Source organism: Prevotella sp. P3-122 (genome assembly GCF_002251365.1).
Lineage (GTDB): Bacteria > Bacteroidota > Bacteroidia > Bacteroidales > Bacteroidaceae > Prevotella.
Window position 1 is genome coordinate 45220 of sequence record NZ_NPJH01000002.1, and the last position, 17464, is coordinate 62683.

General features: G+C 49.8%; 19 protein-coding genes. 14 read left to right on the forward strand and 5 right to left on the reverse strand.

All coding sequences use genetic code 11. The features are described from left to right. Positions 1-7 precede the first annotated feature (7 nt). From CIL02_RS00220 to CIL02_RS00255, 8 genes are all read left to right on the forward strand, one after another. Entirely contained in the window at positions 8-490 is a 483-nt protein-coding gene (locus CIL02_RS00220) for a DUF6452 family protein (RefSeq protein ID WP_094398481.1), read from the forward strand. Continuing rightward, positions 438-1133 (forward strand): DUF6048 family protein, encoded by a 696-nt coding sequence (locus tag CIL02_RS00225; protein ID WP_240513468.1) that lies wholly within the window; start codon positions 438-440, stop codon positions 1131-1133. The genes CIL02_RS00220 and CIL02_RS00225 overlap by 53 nt, the downstream gene beginning before the upstream one ends. Before the next feature lie 4 nt (positions 1134-1137). After that, positions 1138-2154, forward strand: coding sequence for an FAD:protein FMN transferase (locus CIL02_RS00230; RefSeq protein ID WP_094398482.1), 1017 nt, complete (start codon positions 1138-1140; stop codon positions 2152-2154). After that, complete coding sequence (locus CIL02_RS00235) at positions 2151-2822, forward strand: Crp/Fnr family transcriptional regulator (RefSeq protein ID WP_094398483.1); 672 nt, start codon at positions 2151-2153, stop codon at positions 2820-2822. The genes CIL02_RS00230 and CIL02_RS00235 overlap by 4 nt, the downstream gene beginning before the upstream one ends. Before the next feature lie 90 nt (positions 2823-2912). Next, on the forward strand, positions 2913-5003 hold the full coding sequence (locus tag CIL02_RS00240) for a M3 family metallopeptidase (RefSeq protein WP_094398484.1): 2091 nt from the start codon (positions 2913-2915) through the stop codon (positions 5001-5003). A gap of 48 nt (positions 5004-5051) precedes the next feature. Further along, complete coding sequence (locus tag CIL02_RS00245; RefSeq protein ID WP_094398485.1) at positions 5052-5510, forward strand: dCMP deaminase family protein; 459 nt, start codon at positions 5052-5054, stop codon at positions 5508-5510. Then, positions 5497-7149, forward strand: coding sequence for a S41 family peptidase (locus tag CIL02_RS00250; RefSeq protein WP_094398486.1), 1653 nt, complete (start codon positions 5497-5499; stop codon positions 7147-7149). The genes CIL02_RS00245 and CIL02_RS00250 overlap by 14 nt, the downstream gene beginning before the upstream one ends. Further along, positions 7146-7676, forward strand: a complete 531-nt coding sequence (locus CIL02_RS00255; RefSeq protein WP_094398487.1) for a 5-formyltetrahydrofolate cyclo-ligase — start codon at positions 7146-7148, stop codon at positions 7674-7676. The genes CIL02_RS00250 and CIL02_RS00255 overlap by 4 nt, the downstream gene beginning before the upstream one ends. Before the next feature lie 16 nt (positions 7677-7692). Here the strand turns inward: CIL02_RS00255 and CIL02_RS00260 are convergent, their stop codons facing one another. After that, positions 7693-7983, reverse strand: coding sequence for a DciA family protein (locus CIL02_RS00260; RefSeq protein WP_094398488.1), 291 nt, complete (start codon positions 7981-7983; stop codon positions 7693-7695). Beyond that, on the reverse strand, positions 7970-9094 hold the full coding sequence (locus tag CIL02_RS00265) for a DNA replication/repair protein RecF (protein ID WP_094398489.1): 1125 nt from the start codon (positions 9092-9094) through the stop codon (positions 7970-7972). The genes CIL02_RS00260 and CIL02_RS00265 overlap by 14 nt, the downstream gene beginning before the upstream one ends. A 130-nt stretch (positions 9095-9224) precedes the next feature. Between CIL02_RS00265 and CIL02_RS00270 the strand changes: the two genes are divergently transcribed. Both CIL02_RS00270 and ribH read left to right on the forward strand, forming a co-directional pair. Continuing rightward, the gene (locus CIL02_RS00270) at positions 9225-9920 is read left to right on the forward strand and encodes a tetratricopeptide repeat protein (protein ID WP_094398490.1); all 696 of its coding nucleotides are present in this window, start codon (positions 9225-9227) and stop codon (positions 9918-9920) included. Next, positions 9920-10396: a 6,7-dimethyl-8-ribityllumazine synthase gene (gene ribH / locus CIL02_RS00275; protein WP_094398491.1), complete on the forward strand. Its 477-nt coding sequence runs from the start codon at positions 9920-9922 to the stop codon at positions 10394-10396. Before CIL02_RS00270 ends, ribH begins: the two co-directional genes overlap by 1 nt. A gap of 129 nt (positions 10397-10525) precedes the next feature. Here the strand turns inward: ribH and CIL02_RS00280 are convergent, their stop codons facing one another. From CIL02_RS00280 to CIL02_RS00290, 3 genes are all read right to left on the reverse strand, one after another. Continuing rightward, entirely contained in the window at positions 10526-11083 is a 558-nt protein-coding gene (locus CIL02_RS00280) for a DUF4738 domain-containing protein (protein ID WP_094398492.1), read from the reverse strand. 178 nt (positions 11084-11261) lie between these two features. After that, complete coding sequence (locus CIL02_RS00285) at positions 11262-11804, reverse strand: DUF4738 domain-containing protein (protein ID WP_170934964.1); 543 nt, start codon at positions 11802-11804, stop codon at positions 11262-11264. 225 nt (positions 11805-12029) lie between these two features. After that, complete coding sequence (locus CIL02_RS00290; protein WP_094398494.1) at positions 12030-12494, reverse strand: DUF4890 domain-containing protein; 465 nt, start codon at positions 12492-12494, stop codon at positions 12030-12032. A gap of 166 nt (positions 12495-12660) precedes the next feature. Between CIL02_RS00290 and CIL02_RS00295 the strand changes: the two genes are divergently transcribed. From CIL02_RS00295 to CIL02_RS00310, 4 genes are all read left to right on the forward strand, one after another. Further along, positions 12661-13329 (forward strand): DUF4230 domain-containing protein, encoded by a 669-nt coding sequence (locus CIL02_RS00295; protein WP_094398495.1) that lies wholly within the window; start codon positions 12661-12663, stop codon positions 13327-13329. Further along, positions 13313-13957, forward strand: a complete 645-nt coding sequence (locus CIL02_RS00300) for a DUF4230 domain-containing protein (protein WP_094398496.1) — start codon at positions 13313-13315, stop codon at positions 13955-13957. The genes CIL02_RS00295 and CIL02_RS00300 overlap by 17 nt, the downstream gene beginning before the upstream one ends. 4 nt (positions 13958-13961) lie before the next feature. Then, the gene (locus tag CIL02_RS00305) at positions 13962-15311 is read left to right on the forward strand and encodes a sodium:alanine symporter family protein (RefSeq protein ID WP_094398497.1); all 1350 of its coding nucleotides are present in this window, start codon (positions 13962-13964) and stop codon (positions 15309-15311) included. 105 nt (positions 15312-15416) lie between these two features. Further along, positions 15417-17438, forward strand: a complete 2022-nt coding sequence (locus CIL02_RS00310) for a M13 family metallopeptidase (protein ID WP_094398498.1) — start codon at positions 15417-15419, stop codon at positions 17436-17438. Positions 17439-17464: the final 26 nt, after the last annotated feature.

Here is a 17464-nt window from a genome sequence, read left to right on the forward strand (position 1 = left end):
GTAAAGGGTGAGACATATTATATATATAATAGGTGTAGTACTGGCCCTGACGGCTTGCTCATCGGTAGACTGCCCGCTCAACAACGTTGTCTACGCCAAGTACAAGCTCATGGGCGATGTCACGAAACTGAGCGATGTGCTGACCATTACTACGGTAAGGGCAGACGGCACGGACACCATACTGCTGAACCAGCAACAGAACGCCGACAGCTTCGAGCTGCCAATGAGCTTCGGACAGACGGTTGACGAGCTGTGCCTGACCAGAGACCGGCAGGACGGAAGCGAGGTGAGGCGCGACACCATATGGATAGAGAAAACCAATGAGCCGCACTTCGAGTCGGTAGACTGCGGAGTGAACTATTTCCACACCATCACAGGCGTAAGACACACGTCGCACACCATAGACTCGGTGACGATAAACAAAAGAAACGTAAACTATGACGCAAGCGTATCACATCTGTACATATACTTCCGCAAAGAGGCTTATTAGCCTGATCTGTCTGATGATGCTGACGCTTGCTGCCACTGCACAGAAGCGGACGCTGCCCGAACCTAAGGATACGCTGCCGACATTCAGGGGCATACAGGTCATGGGCGACGTCGTAGGACTGATAATGCTGGGTGTAAGCGACTACGGACAATACGAGGGAGGAGTCAGGGTTAACCTGAAAGACAAGTATTTCCCCGTTATCGAACTGGGACTCGGCAAGGCAGACCATCATAACGACATCACGCAAACCGACTATCAGACATCAGCTCCCTACGGAAAAGTGGGCATCGACTTCAACGTGCTGAAGAACAAGCACGACGACTACAAGGTGTACGTCGGTGTGAGATATGCCTTCACCTCGTTTAAGTTCGACATCGCCCACCCTGATGTCAGCGACCCCGTATGGGGAGGAACCGTCCCTTATGGTGGTCAGGACGTGAAAGGCAAATACCACTGGGCGGAAGCCGTGTTCGGTGTTGACGCAAAGATATTAGGACCGTTGCATCTCGGATGGAGCGTCAGATATAAGAGGCGTCTGTCGTACGACATAGCAGAGATGGGCAACTGCTGGTATGTGCCAGGCTACGGCAAAGCCGGCAGCACACGTCTCGGCGGAACGTTCAACATAATGCTAAATTTCTGATTATATGAACAGGAAGAAACTTATGTGGCAGTTGCCGTTCCTCATTCTCCTGATTGTAGGAACGGTTCTCGTCATAGGCCAACAGCGCAACACGCCATACCAGCACGACTCAGGAATGGTATTCGGGACCGAATACCATATCACATACCAGCACGGCAGCAACCTGCATAAGAAGATAGAGGCAGAGCTACGCAAGGTGGACATGTCGCTGTCGCCATTCAACAGGCAGTCGACAATATCGAAGGTCAACAACAACGAGCCAGCGGAACTTGGCCATATGTTCACAGACGTGTTCAGCATGGCCATGAGAATATCAGAAGATACTGATGGAGCTTTCGACATTACCGTTGCACCGCTCGTCAATGCATGGGGATTCGGCTTCCGCAAGGGCATATCACCCGACCGCCACACCATAGACAGCCTCAAGGCTATCGTTGGATACCGGAAGGTGAGGCTGAAGGACGGGAAAATCATAAAGCAGGACCGTCGCATGATGCTCGACTGCAGCTCCATAGCAAAGGGGTATGGCAGCGATGTAGTAGCGAGGATGCTTGAGCGTGAGGGTGTAGAGAACTACATGGTTGAGATTGGCGGAGAGATTGTCACCAAGGGCATCAGCGAGAAAAGGCTGCCCTGGCGCATAGGGGTGACAAAGCCCACAGATGACTCGCTCGGTGTGAGCAGGGAATACCAGACCATACTGAACGTCACCAACAAAGCCATGGCAACAAGCGGCAACTACCGTAACTTCTACTACAAGAACGGAAAGAAATACGCTCACACCATAGACCCGAAAACAGGCTACCCCGTACAGCACAACATACTCTCGGCAACCGTACTGGCCGATAATTGCGCAACGGCAGACGCATACGCGACGGCATTCATGGTGCTGGGACTCAACAAGGCGACATCTGTCCTTGACAAGCACCCGGAGCTGATGGCGTACTTCATATATTCTGACGAGAAAGGCAACAACCAAGTATGGTTCTCTAACAGCCTAAAAGACAAAATTGCCAAATGAAGGAAGCAGACTTACACCTATATGATCAGTTGCTGGAGCTGTCACTGTTCCAGGGCATGAGCAGAAGCGACCTTGCCCAGATAGCAGGACACTCCAAGATAAGGTTCGACAAGCATCTCAATGGCGATACCATCGCCAAGGCTGGCGAACCTTGCCACGACATGGTGTTCCTGACCAACGGCAGGGCACAAGTCGTGACAACAGCCTACGACAACTCATATATGGTGGAGGAATACGTCTCGGCTCCATACATCATCGAGCCAGAACATCTGTTCGGGCTGTCACAAGTATTTGCCAGCACGTACACAGCCATGGAAGCCTGCAATATCATGGCACTCAGCAAAGAGGAAATCCTGAAACTCGCCGACACGCACCTCATATTCCGTCTGAACCTGCTCAACAACTACACAACCATCATACACAAAAAGGAAAACGCCACATGGCGCACGGCACCGGAAAGCATGGAGCAGCGCATAGGACAATGGATATTGGCACACTGCAAGAGACCGGCTGGCGAGAAACACATCAAGATAAAGATGGAGACCCTCGCCAAGGAGCTCAACGACAGCCGCCTCGACGTGTCGAAAGCACTCAACAACATGAAGGCCGAAGGCAAGATAATGCTCACCAGAGGTATGATACATGTGCCTCACGCAGAGAGGATTTAGGCTTCAGAAAGCCGGCATTATGTTAAATTTGCTTATCCAATACGTGAGTCCAATCTTTTTTTGTACTTTTGCATGAAATTATAATGAGATATGAACGATACTGCAAGAGAGAAAGCAAATCCATTCTTCGCTCCCTATGACACCCTACACGATACCGTCCCCTTCGACAGGATAACGATTTCTGACTACGAGGAGGCTTTTATGGAAGGTATCAGGCGTGACGACGAGGAAATAGACAAGATAATAAACGACCCAGAAGAACCCACTTTCGAAAATACCATCGCACGTGTAGATGTCTCCAAGGGAGTAGGCTACTACTCGCTGCTCGACAGAGTATCTACCGTGTTCTACTGTATGCTCAGCGCAGAGAGCAACGACGAGATGGATGCCCTGGCACAGAAGATGAGCCCCATACTGACCAAGCACAGCAACGATGTCACTCTCAACAAGAAGCTGTTCGAGAGAATAAAATACGTTTACGAGCACCACAGGGAGCTGAACCCAGAGGAGCAGATGTTGCTTGAGAACAGCTACGACGGCTTCGTCAGAAGTGGTGCACTGCTGGACGAGGATGGGAAGGAGCGACTGCGTGCACTGACAGAAGAGGCAAGCCTGCTCTCGCTACAGTTCTCGCAGAACCTGCTGAAAGAGACCAAAGCATTTGAGTTGCACATTACTGACGAGAGTCAGCTCGACGGACTGCCCGACACTGCAAGGGATGCCGCCGCACACACGGCTAAGGAGAAAGGCAAGGAGGGATGGGTGTTCACACTCGATTTCCCCAGCTTCGCTCCCTTCATGACATATTCCACGCAGAGGGAGCTGCGGAAGAAGATGTACATGGCAAAAAACACCCTTTGCACGCATGATAACTCAGAGAATAACATAGACATCTGCAAACGCCTCGTAAACCTCAGACGGGAGATGGCGCAGCTGCTCGGCTTCGAGACATTCGCCGACTATGTGCTCAAACGCCGCATGGCAACAAATACGGCAAACGTCTACAAGTTGCTCGACGACCTGATAGAGGCATACAAGCCAAAGGCTATCGAGGAGTTTGCCGAGATAGAGGCCATGGCAAGGAAGATGGAGGGAGACGGCTTCGAGCTTCAGCCATGGGACTTCAGCTTCTACAGCCACAAGCTGCAGATGGAGAGATACAACCTCGACTCAGAGATGCTCCGCCCGTACTTCCGTCTCGACAGGGTTATAGACGGCATCTTCGGACTGGCCAACAGACTCTACGGCATAACATTCAAGGAGAACAAGGACATACAGGTATATGCGCCAGACGTTAAGGCCTACGAGGTATTCGACAAGGACGGAAGCTATCTGGCCGTATTCTATGCCGACTTCTTCCCACGCAAGGGAAAGCAAGGCGGAGCGTGGATGACGGAGTATCAGGGACAATGGATAGACTACAAGGGCCGCAATGTGAGACCGCACGTCAGCGTGGTAATGAACCTCAGCAAGCCTACCGACACAAAGCCGTCGCTGCTCACACTCGGCGAGGTGGAGACATTCCTGCATGAGTTCGGACACTCGCTCCACGGGATGTTCGCCAATACCAAATACGAGAGCCTCTCTGGAACCAACGTCTGGTGGGACTTTGTAGAGCTGCCGTCGCAGTTCATGGAGAACTACTCTGTGGAAAAGGAGTTCCTACGCACATTCGCCTTCCATTACCAGACCGACGAGCCAATACCCGACGAATACATAGAGCGGATTGTAAAGAGCCGCAACTACAATATAGGCTACTCCTGCCTCAGACAGGTGAGCTTCGGTCTGCTCGATATGGCCTACTACACCAAGAAGAACGAGTTCACCGACGACATAGTGGCTTTCGAGAAGGAGGCATGGAGCAAAGCTATGGTGATGAGGCAGCTGCCAGACACCTGCATGACCACGCAGTTCTCACACATCATGTCGGGCGGCTATGCAGCAGGATATTACAGCTATAAATGGGCTGAGGTGCTCGACGCCGATGCCTTCAGCGTATTCAAGAAAAACGGCATCTTCGACCAGCAGACAGCCCAGCGCTTCAGGGACGAGGTGCTGTCCAAAGGAGGCACCGAGCATCCGATGACTCTATACAAGCGGTTCCGCGGACAAGAACCAACGATAGACGCCCTGTTGGAAAGAAACGGAATAAAGGCAGACACTGACAACTCCCAACAATAATCAAAAACAGCCGGAACTAAAGACTGGCAAACAAGATACCCCAGGCATATGACAACGACAGAACCATCAACAGAAAAACAGAGCCTGCTTGACGCACGCTATCTGCGCATGGCCCGCATATGGGCTGAGAACAGCTATTGTGAGCGACGCAAGGTTGGAGCACTGGTAGTCAAGGACAAGACGATTATCAGTGACGGCTACAACGGCACACCAAGCGGGTTTGAGAACAAATGCGAGGACAGCAACAACGTCACACACCCATACGTTTTGCATGCCGAGGCCAACGCCATAACAAAATTGGCACGAAGCTCCAACAACAGCGACGGTTCTACACTCTACGTAACGGCATCGCCATGCATAGAGTGCGCGAAACTCATTATCCAGGCTGGTATAAAGAAGGTTGTGTACGCAGAGAAATACAGACTCACCGACGGCATCGACCTGCTTAGGCAGGCCGGAGTTGAGGTGATATACTTAAATCCAGACAACAACGATGAAGCAGAATAAATCCTACCGATACATGCCCCTCATCATGGCCACATGCGTGGTCGTGGGAATTGTCATAGGCAGCTTCTTTGCCAACAGGTTTTCAGGCAACAGACTCAATGTCATCAACAGCGGAAGCAACAGGCTTACCAACCTGCTGCGTATTGTCGATGACTTGTATGTAGACAAGGTGGATATCGACTCGCTGGTCGAGAAGGCCATTCCACAGATACTTAGCGAACTCGACCCACACTCGGCATATATCAGCGCAAAGGACGTAGAGTTGACAACAGACGACCTGAAAGGTTCATTTTCTGGTGTGGGCATAGAGTTCACCATCAGACAGGATACCATCCACGTGCAGAATGTCATAAAGAACGGACCGGCCGAAAGGGCGGGCGTGCTTGCAGGCGACAAGATTGTGAGCATCGACGACAAGCCATTTGTAGGCAAGGAGGTTACCAACGAGGAGGCCATGCACAGGCTTAAGGGGCCCAAGGACACGAAGGTGAAGATTGGCGTGGTAAGGTATGGTCACAAGAAACCTGTATTCATGACCGTCACACGCGGCGAGATACCGACAAAGAGCGTCACATCAGTATACATGCTTGATGATGATACGGGATATATAAGGATAAAGAACTTCGGCGAGAAGACGTACACCGAGCTGCTCATAGCACTGGCCCAGTTGTCGCAGGAGAATTTCAGCAATCTTGTCATTGACCTGCGCTTCAACAAAGGCGGCTACCTGCAGAGTGCCGTGCAGATGGCCAATGAGTTCCTGCCCAAGGGAAAGATTATTGTCTATACAGAGGGACGTAAGTCTCCAAGGCAGGACTACATTTCCAACGGACATGGCAGCTATCAGGACATACCACTGATAGTTCTGATAAACGAAGGCTCGGCATCGGCATCAGAGATATTCGCCGGAGCCATACAGGACAACGACCGTGGCACCATTATCGGCCGCCGCTCTTTCGGAAAAGGCCTCGTGCAACAGCAGATTGGTTTCCCTGACGGCAGTCTGATTAGGCTTACAATCGCCAGATATTACACTCCGTCTGGCAGGTGCATACAGAAACCTTATACGATGGGCGGTGACAGGGAGTATGAGCAGGACCTGATAACACGCTACCAGCACGGAGAGTACTTCTATCAGGACAGCATCAAGCATACAGGCCCAGCCTATCACACTGCGCTTGGACGCTCTGTCTATGGCGGAGGCGGCATCACTCCCGACATCTTCATCCCCGAGGACACGCTCGGCATAACCTCTTACTATAAGGAGGCCGCCATGAGCGGACTGATCCTTCAGTTTGCATATACCTATACAGATGACAACAGGCAGAAGATGCAGAAGTTCGAGGAGATGCTTGAGCTGGTCAACTATCTTAAGAAGCAGAATACCGTTGACCAATTTGCCAACTACGCCAACAGTCATGGCCTGCAGCGACGTAACCTGATGATACAGAAGTCGCACAGCCTGCTGGAGAGAGACATCAACAGCAGCATCATCTACAACATGTTCGACGAGCAGGCATGGACGGAATACGTCAATCAGGAAGACCGCGTGATAAAGACAGCCCTGGAGGTGTTCCGAAAGGGAGAGGCTTTCCCGAAAGCACCAGAGAAGGCGAAAGAAGACAAGAAAGTGAAATGAACAAAAAAGAACTTAGGGATATTATCAGACAGCGCAAGCGGCAATTCTCAAGCGACGAGCTTAGGGAATTGTCGCTTGCGGTATGTCAGCGGCTGCTCGCACATCCACGTGTCGCCGCCGCAAAAACCATATTGCTCTATTACTCCCTGCCCGATGAGGTTTGCACCCACAACCTTGTGGACGAGCTTGTGGACATGGGCAAGAAGGTGCTGTTACCCGCCGTAGTAAGCGATACAGATATGGAGGCAAGGGTTTACAGGAATGCAGACGACTTGAAGCTTGGAGCTTTCGGCATTGCCGAGCCTGTAGGTGAGAAATACGCAGACCTTAAGACCATAGACCTGGCGATAGTTCCGGGAATGTCTTTCGACAACGATGGCAACCGGCTGGGAAGAGGAAAGGGATATTACGACCGCTTCCTGTCCGCCATACCATACATATATAAAATAGGTGTATGCTTCGACTTTCAGAAAGTTGACCATGTTCCGCATTCAACTCACGACATAGCCATGGACGAGGTACTATAAAAGCATAATCTGCAGGTCAGAATATTTTTATATCGCTAATGACAAACGAGCCAACCTGCTCGTTAAGTCTTTTTACTAATTGTGTGCGCATCATGCTAAGGTCCTGTCTGAGCGCAGGATTGGTAATCTTGACAAAAAGTGTCTGGTTGCGGATGTATTTCTCAGCAGTATATCTGGACACCACATTACCCGTAACGACTTCCCACGCATCGACAAGGCGCTTCTGCAGGAGCGGCATCTCAAGTCCCTCTTCACGAAGCAACTTCTTGAGGACCTCATCTAAAGGAAGGACATCACGCTTGAACATCTTCCACCTCCTTCTTTTCCGTTACCTCACCATTGCTAACATAAAATAGCTTGTAGTCAGATACTGAATGTTGAAGTATCTTGTCAAGATGGTCACGGTTGGTGTCCGTGATGAATATCTGGCCATAGCTGTCACCCGACACCAGCTTTACGATCTGCTCCACCCTACCCGAGTCGAGTTTGTCGAAAATATCGTCAAGCAAAAGCAAGGGCGTCGTGCGCGATACCGTGCGCTTGAGGAAGTTGAACTGCGCAAGTTTCAGGGCTATGACAAAGGTTTTGTTCTGTCCCTGCGAGCCTTCCCGCTTCATCATATAGTCGCCAAGCATCATCTCCAAATCGTCACGATGCACTCCATGAAGACTGTAGCCTACTGCACGGTCCTTGTGACGGTCACGCCTGATGACATCGAGCAGCGGCCCACGCTGGCAATGAGACACATAACGGAGGCTTACTGTTTCCTTGTGTTCGGCTATATGATTGTAGACATCCTGAAATACAGGTATCAGTTCCTCAACAAATTTCATTCTCTTACCGTATACTATCTCACCTTGACACGACATCTCCTCCTCCAGCACCTCCATAAGAGTCATGTCTGGCTCATCGTCTTGTTTCAGCATGGCGTTGCGCTGCTGCAATGCCCTGTTATATCTTGTCAGAGCCTCTATATAAGAATAGTCATACTGGGATATGACAATATCCATCAGCCTGCGGCGTTCCTCGCTGCCTCCCTCAATAAGCAGTGTATCAGACGGGGAAACAAAAACCAGCGGAACAAGTCCTATATGCTGAGAAAACCTTTTATATTCCTTCTTGTTTCTCTTGATATGTTTCTTTGTTCCGCGTTTCATTCCTGCATATACCACGTTCGACTCGCCATTCTCGTCAACATACAATCCTTCGATAGCAAAGAAGTCGGTGTCATGACAGATAACTTGCGAGTCCATAGAGCTGAAAGCACTCTTGCAGAATGACAGATAATATATGGCATCGAGCAGATTGGTCTTTCCCTCACCATTATGCCCGACAAAACAATTAATATTGGCAGAGAACTCCAGCTCTGCCTCCCTGATATTCTTGTAATTGAGTATAGAAATCTTTTGAAGTACCATATTTATCATGCAAAGTTACACCATTTATCATTGAAAAACGAAAAAAGTATTGGATAAATTTCCATAAGTGAAAGAAATTCAGTAATTTTGCCACGCTTAAACACGCATAAAATAAAAAACATCAACAATAATGGCAAAAATGAATGAGCAGACAGCCCCAGAGGCAGTCACAAAGACAGAGGTTTTCTTTGACAAGAACAAGAAGACCATCGCTATTGCCGTAGTGGCAATTCTCGTAATCATCGCAGGCTTCTTCGGTTACAACGAATTTATCGGAGGTCCGCGTCAGGAAAAGGCAAGCACCGCTATCGCACGTGGTCAGGAATACTTCGGAATGGAGCAGTATGACAAGGCTCTTAATGGCGATGGCGCTGGCTACGTTGGCTTCGTAAAGATAGCAAGCGACTATAGCAGCACTGATGCCGGTAACCTTGCCAAGCTGTATGCCGGTCTGAGCTATGCCTTCCTCGGCAAGAACGACGAGGCTCTGAAATATCTCAACGACTACTCTCCTGCAAGCGACGCAATGGTTAGCCCTGCTGCCATCGCTGCACGCGGCAACGTATATGCAAAGCTCGGCAAGCTCGACGAGGCTGTTAAGGATCTGCAGAAAGCTGCGGACATGGCTGACTCAAAGGCCAAGAACGGACGCAACTACAGCCTTGCACCAACATTCCTGCTCCAGGCTGGACAGATTCTTGAGTCACAGGGCAAGAAGGAAGAGGCTGCGAAGATATACAAGGACATCAAGGCTAACTACGTCAACGCAATGGTTGTTCAGAGCCAGGAAATTGACAAGTATATCGAAAGGGCTACACTCAAATAATGGCAACCGCACTCCACAACCTGTCGGACTACGACTTGTCTAAAGTTCCCGACGCAAGCAACATGTGCTTCGGCATCGTTGTCGCAGAATGGAACCCGGAAATAACGGGTGCCCTGCTCAATGGTGCGGTAAGCACACTCGAGAAGCATGGCGCACTGCCTGAGAACATCCACGTAAAGACCGTACCAGGCAGCTTCGAGCTTATCTATGGTGCACGCCAGATGGTTCTCAATGGCGGTTACGATGCCGTAATAATCCTTGGCAGCGTTATCCGTGGAGAGACACCGCACTTCGACTACATCTGCCAGGGTGTAACCTTTGGCATCTCACGCCTCAACGCCACACAAGGCACTCCCGTAATATATGGCTTGCTCACAACAGACACTCTGGAGCAGGCTCAGAAGCGTAGCGGAGGCAAGCTTGGCAACAAGGGCGACGAATGTGCCATTGACGCCATAAAAATGGCAAAATTCTAAGGAACGAAATTAGTGTCAGAAAGCTGACAAGACAAAATACAAGAATAATAAAAAACATCCGCAACACTTTTCAACAGGTGTTGCGGATGTTTTTTATTCTTTCAATCTCTTACTTATCGAGAACGCCCCTTACACTTCATCTTCCTCCTCACCATCAGCAGTATCGAGCATGGTGTCCATCTCTACAGAGATGTTTCCAAGACGATGCACCTTCAGTACAAGAGGGATATATTCGTCACTCGACTTGTCGGGCGAACCCACACTGGCGGCAAAATACAAATAGTCGCTGTCAGACTTCACATAGACAATACCAAGCAAGGCACCATTCTTACGATAGTTGTCGGTCAGGCATTTGTCGAAATCCCTTTTCGTAAACTTGTGCGAATAGAACACCGAGCCATCAGGCCTAACTATCCTGAGCACAATGACATTGTCGAAATACTGGTTTGCTCCGTCATTGATCATAGGCAGTGAGTCACAGGCAGTGAGTTTTGTCTCAACAGTGTAGGGGTTACCCATCCACTCCACCTTTACAGACTGCTCATAGTCACCCATCTTCTGCGGTTTCTTGGGTGTCACCGGCTTAGGTTTCTCCGTTATAATAATGTTACTCTTCTTTTCCTCCTTGCACCCTGTCGTCATGCCAACGACAAGAGCCAAGGACAATATAGGCAATATTTTTCTCATTGTAAAAAATATATTATTGTTTCATAACCGTTCTCATGAAATGTGTTCCTTGCGGTTTCAGCCAACATTTCATCTGCAAAGATACAAATAATAATCGAAACGGCAAAACATAATCGGGCATACAAAAAAAGAAGCATCCTCTATTCACATAGAAGATACTTTCCCCCAAATACGATACCTATTGAGTTATCACACGATATAATAAACTTGGTTCCTCATAGCAGTGACTCCCTAAACGATGCACCTTCAGAACAAGTGGTATGTAGTCGTAGCTCGACTTGTCGGGCGAGCCCACACTGGCAGTAAAATACAGAAATTGGCTGTCGGACTTCACATAGACGATGCCAAGCAAGGCACCATTCTTACGGTAGTTGTCGGGCAGGTATTGGTCGAAATTCCTCTTCGTAAACTTGTGTGAATAGAACTCTACGCCGTCTTGCCTTACAATCCTTAGCACTATGACATTGTCGAAATACAGGTTTGCGCCATCCTTGACCATAGGGAGCGAGTCACAGGCCGTGAGCTTCATCTCAACAGTGTACTTGATACCCCTCCACTCCACCTTTAAAGACTGCTCATAGTCACCAATCTTCTGCGGTTTCTTTGGAGTCACCGGCTTAGGTTTCTCTGTTATAATAATGTTACTCTTCTTTTCCTCCTTACACCCTGTCGTCATGCCAAGGACAAGAGCCAAGGACAGTATAGACAATATTTTTCTCATGGTCAAACGATTTTTATGTTTCCTTAATGTTATTATCATACACTGTCTGTGTGGTTGCAGCCAGATTTTCATGTGCAAAGATACATATAATAATTGAAACTACAAAACACAAAAAAGCATCCCCTATTCACATAGAAGATGCCTCAACCCAAATACGATACCTATTGAGTTATCACACGATATAATAAACTTGCTATCTATTAAAAAACACTATTTGTTTAGAATTCATTTGTCAGTTCTGTTGCCATCCTGTCCGCGTGTGCCTCCCTGACGGTTGCCACCACGCTGAGCTCTGCTTTTCTGCATTTCGGTGTACTTTGCCATCTGCTCCTCCGTAAGGATGGTTTTCAGTTTGGTGTTATATGCTACCATTGCAGCTTTGCTTTCCTGCATTTTCTTCTGCATCTCCTCGCTCGACGGACGCTCACCGCCTTGTCCACGGTTGCCGCGTTGTCCACGATTGCCCCTCATTCCCGGCAACTTGTCTGCATACTCTGTATTGAGAGCCAACAATTTTTCTGCCTGTGCCTCATTGAGTCCAAGTTGCTTTACCATAGCTTCGGTACGCATCTTGATAAGCTGTGTCTTGTCAACGGCCTTACGTTCCTGAACTTTTTCGTTCTGCGACTGTGCGAATGTTGTCGTGCAAGCCATTAAGGCTGCAACCAAAAACATGAAAATTCTCTTCATAATAAAATCTCCTTTTTTGTATAGTAATAAAACATTTAATCACATCAACGTGACTATTATATAGACACCCGAAGCGAACAATTGTTTAATCATAAACAACAAAAAACATGAATTAAATGTGAATTTGACATTTTTTTGCTAACTTTGCCAACAAAAATCAATTGTTATGCCAAACAAGTTGCTGATACTTATGCTCTTTTGCCTGTCGTTCATAGCATGCTCACACGACAAGCAGACGATAAACGAAGAGCAGATTTACATAGACACCATTCCAACCATGGTGATGCAGATACAGAAATGCTCACGTCTCTACACCACTGAATACCAGATGCACAGGATAATAACCCACAGCGACACCAAGCAGCTGACGGGCTCCATCATGAACAGGAAGTTCACCATTGACCTGCCCGTCGGACAACGTCAGGTAGCCATACCCGTAAACGCAACTCTGAAGGCATACGTTGACCTTTCCAATTTCTCGGAAGACAACATCAGGCGCAGCGGAGACCAGATTGAGATTATCCTTCCCGACCCTCAAATAGTACTTACCAGTACAAAGGTAGACCACAAGGAGGTAAAGCAATATGTCGCGCTGTTGCGAAGCAATTTCACCGATGCCGAGCTGACACGCTACCAACGTGAGGGACGCGACAGCATCATCAGCGACATTCCACGCCTTGGCATCGTTGAGGGAGCAAGGCAAAGCTCCGCACGTACCATCATCCCCATCATTGAGCAGTTGGGATACAAGAAAGAGAACATAACCGTGACTTTCCGCAAGAAATTCACTTTGTCTGACATTCCTAAACTTATAAAGGATGAAAACCTGCATTAAGAAAAAGATATTGTCTCTATTCTCGTTGATGTTCGGCAACTACCGTCTCATTCTACCTATATTAATATGTGTAGCTGTCATCATCGGTGTGATTGCATGGCTCAACAGAAACAACACCATAGGCATACAGACGAGCGACCAGGGCATAAGCATCAGCAAGGCACAGATAGAGAGCGTCAGGAACATAGGCGAATGGGAGTTTCTCTCAGTCAGCGACGAGGAACTCGTAGACACCACGCGCACCGGTTTCTTTGGCGACGACCACCTTGTGCGCATATACTTTGGCACCCTACGCCTCGGCATCGACATGCGTGACACACGTGAAGGCTGGCTAAGTGCCGACAACGACACCGTGGTGGCAATACTTCCTGCCATAAAACTGCTCGACGAGAACTTCATTGACGAGACCCGCACGCGCTCTTTCTTCGAGGTGGGCAAATGGAGTCCTGCCGACCACGAGGCTCTATACAAAAAAGCATACACCAAGATGAGGCAGAGATGCGTTACGCCTGCAAACATCAGAAGCGCAGAGCGCAACGCTGCCGACCAGATAGACAACCTTCTTCGCTCTATGGGCTTCGAGAACGTGAAGGTACGCTTCGACGACACACAAACACAAGACCAATAACAACATGGAAACAATCAACGACTTCTTTGCTGCCGCAAGTAGCCTGCTATGGGGATGGCCAATGATAATCCTTCTGCTGGGAACGCACGTCTTCCTCACCATCAGGCTCCGCTGTCCGCAGCTGCGGCTCCTTACAGCCATCAGGCTGAGCATACGGCGCGACAAGGACGCATCGGGCGACGTATCACAATTTGGCGCTCTCGCTACAGCCCTCGCCGCAACCATAGGTACCGGCAACATCATCGGCGTGGCAACGGCTATTGCCCTTGGTGGCCCTGGAGCAGTATTCTGGTGCTGGCTGACTGGAGTCTTCGGAATGTCCACAAAGTATGCCGAGGGCCTTCTCGCCATCAAATACCGCCAGCAGACAACTAACGGCAACATGCTTGGCGGTCCGATGTATGCACTTGAGAAAGGACTGGGATGGAAGAAGCTCGCCATAATGTTCGCCATATTCACTGCCATAGCCTCATTCGGCATCGGCAATACCGTTCAGGCCAACGCCATAGCGACAATAGCCAACAGCACCTACGGCATATCGCCCTGGATAATGGGCTCCATCGTCTGCGCCCTAACGGCAGCCGTTATACTTGGCGGCGTGAAGAGCATTGCCAAGGTCTGCGGCATGCTCGTGCCTTTTATGGCCCTGTTCTATGTCATTGGCTGCATATACATACTGATTGTGAACCACAACTACCTATGGCCAGCCCTGTCGCTGATCGTGAACTCAGCATTCTCTCCCCAGGCGGCAGGCGGAGGATTTGTCGGAACAAGCGTCATGATGGCGGCACGCTACGGCATTGCCCGAGGCCTGTTCTCAAACGAGTCAGGACTGGGCAGCGCGCCAATAGTTGCCGCAGCAGCCCAGACACGCAATCCCGTACGCCAGGCGCTTGTATCATCTACTGGCACATTCTGGGACACCGTGGTCATCTGCGCCCTTACCGGCATTGTCATCGTGAGCAGCGTCATAGCCTATCCTGACATCAACTACAGCGACGGTGCCGCACTGACCAAGATGGCTTTCAACAAGATACCCTACGTCGGTGCGCCGCTGCTAAGCTTCGGGCTGCTGACCTTTGCCTTCAGCACGATACTTGGCTGGTGCTACTATGGCGATAGTGCCGTGGAGTACCTGAAGGGCAAACGCTGGACATACGTCTACCGCATACTCTACATTGCGGCAGTATTCATTGGCAGCGTGGCAAGCCTGAACATTGTATGGAACATTGCCGACTGCATGAACGCCCTGATGGCAATACCCAACCTGCTGTCGCTACTGTTCCTCAACGGCGTCCTTGTTCACGAAACCCGCAAATACCTATGGCGTGACAGACTCGACAAAGAGATGTAATCGGAGAAAAAATGTCCTGTTGCTTGTAGCATTTGCCACATGAGCATCGTCTAAGATTACGAATTCCATTACAGGAATATGATTACAATAAACATATAAACAACTATGATTAAGAAAACAATGCTTACGATGCTGGCACTTTCTATATGGAACTTCTCCGCCAGCGCACAGAACCTTAAAGGTTTTGACAAGTCCAACATGGACACCAGCGTAAAGCCTGGTACCGACTTCGTTCAGTACTCTACAGGAACATGGCTGAAAAGTCATCCTCTTGACAACGAGCATGTCACCAACGGTGCCTTCTCGGACCTCTACGACCAGAACCAGCTGCAGATACAGGAGCTGATACTCCAGTTTGCCAATACGCCCCAGCAGCGCGGCACCCTGGGCTACAAGATTGGCACGCTCTACAACCTCATGATGGACAGCGTGCGGCTCAACAAGGAAGGCTTCAACCCAATAAAGGCAAACCTGGAGAAGATTAAAGCCATCAAGGACCGCAAGGAATACCAGCGTGTTACGGCAGAGCTCGACCGCAAGGGTGAGTCTACCATGATGTACGCATGGGGTGTGGGAGCAGACCAGCGGAACGCCGGCAACAACATCGTAGCCATATCGCAAGCCGGACTGGGACTGGGCACACCGGAATATTATCTCAATGAGGACCCGCAGTCGAAGGCCGTTGTCGGAGCCTACAAGACCTACATGACCAAGCTCTTCCAGCTTGTCGGCTATGACGCCGAGACGGCTGCAAAGAAGGTGGAGGCCGTCATGGAAATCGAGAACCGCATTGCCAAGGTAAGCTACGACCAGGTGAAGCGCCGCGACATCAACGCCAACTATCATAAACTTACCTACGCAGAGCTCATCGAGCAGTACCCAGGCATTGACTGGCCAACAGTATTCTGGGTAAGCGGTTTCCCTGTATTCAATGAGGTAGACCTCGGGCAGCCCGAGCCTATACACGAGGTAGAGAAGATACTTGCCGACACAGACCTCGACAATCTGAAGTCCTACGCCGAGATACGCATCATAGCAGGAGCCTCAAGCTGCATGTCCGACGAGTTCCGCAAGGCGCAGTTCGAGTTCAGCCAGACACTGAACGGCCAACCGGCAGACCTTCCCCGCTGGAAGCGTGCCAACTCTCTCGTAAACTCCGTCCTCAGCGATGCCATCGGACAGATGTACTGCGAGAAATACTTCCCTGCAAGCAGCAAGAAGCGCATGCTGGAGATTGTCGGCAACCTGCAGACAGCATTGGCCCAGCGCATCAGCGAGGCTACATGGATGAGCGAGCCCACCAAGGCACAGGCCAAGGACAAGCTTGAGCACTTCATCGTCAAGATTGGCTACCCCGACAAGTGGAAGGACTACACCAACCTCGTCATCAACGACTCTCTGTCACTATACGAGAACCTCGCCAATATCAAGGAATATTTCTGGATTGACGATCTGAACAGGAAAGTGGGCAAGCCCGTGGACAAGACGGAATGGCTCATGTCACCGCAGACCATCAACGCCTACTACAATCCCACAACCAACGAGATTTGCTTCCCTGCCGGCATCCTACAGCCACCGTTCTTCGACCCCGAGTCAGACGATGCCATCAACTATGGTGCCATAGGAGCTGTCATCGGCCACGAGATGACACACGGCTTTGACGACCAGGGATGTCAGTTCGACAAGACAGGCAACCAGCGCAACTGGTGGACAGAGGCCGACAAAACAGCCTACGACAAGCGCACGAAGGTTCTGGAGGACTATTTCTCCAACATCGAAGTAGTGAACGGCAAGAAGATTAACGGCAAACAGACTCTCGGTGAGAACATCGGCGACAATGGCGGACTGAACGTTGCCCTTAGAGCCATGCACAACGCAGGTACAGCAGCTGCCGAGATAGACGGTCTTAAAGCCGACCAGCGCTTCTTCCTTGGCTGGGCACGTATATGGGCAAGCAACAACCGTCCAGAGTATATGGACATGCTGCTTACTAATGACGTTCACTCACCCAACATAGCAAGAGTAAACGGCGCTCTGCCACACATAGATGAGTGGTACACGGCCTTCGGCATCAAGAAATCAGACAAGCTCTACATTCCCAAGAACAAGAGGGCACACATCTGGTAATAAATCACGAGGGCAGCACGCGCTTT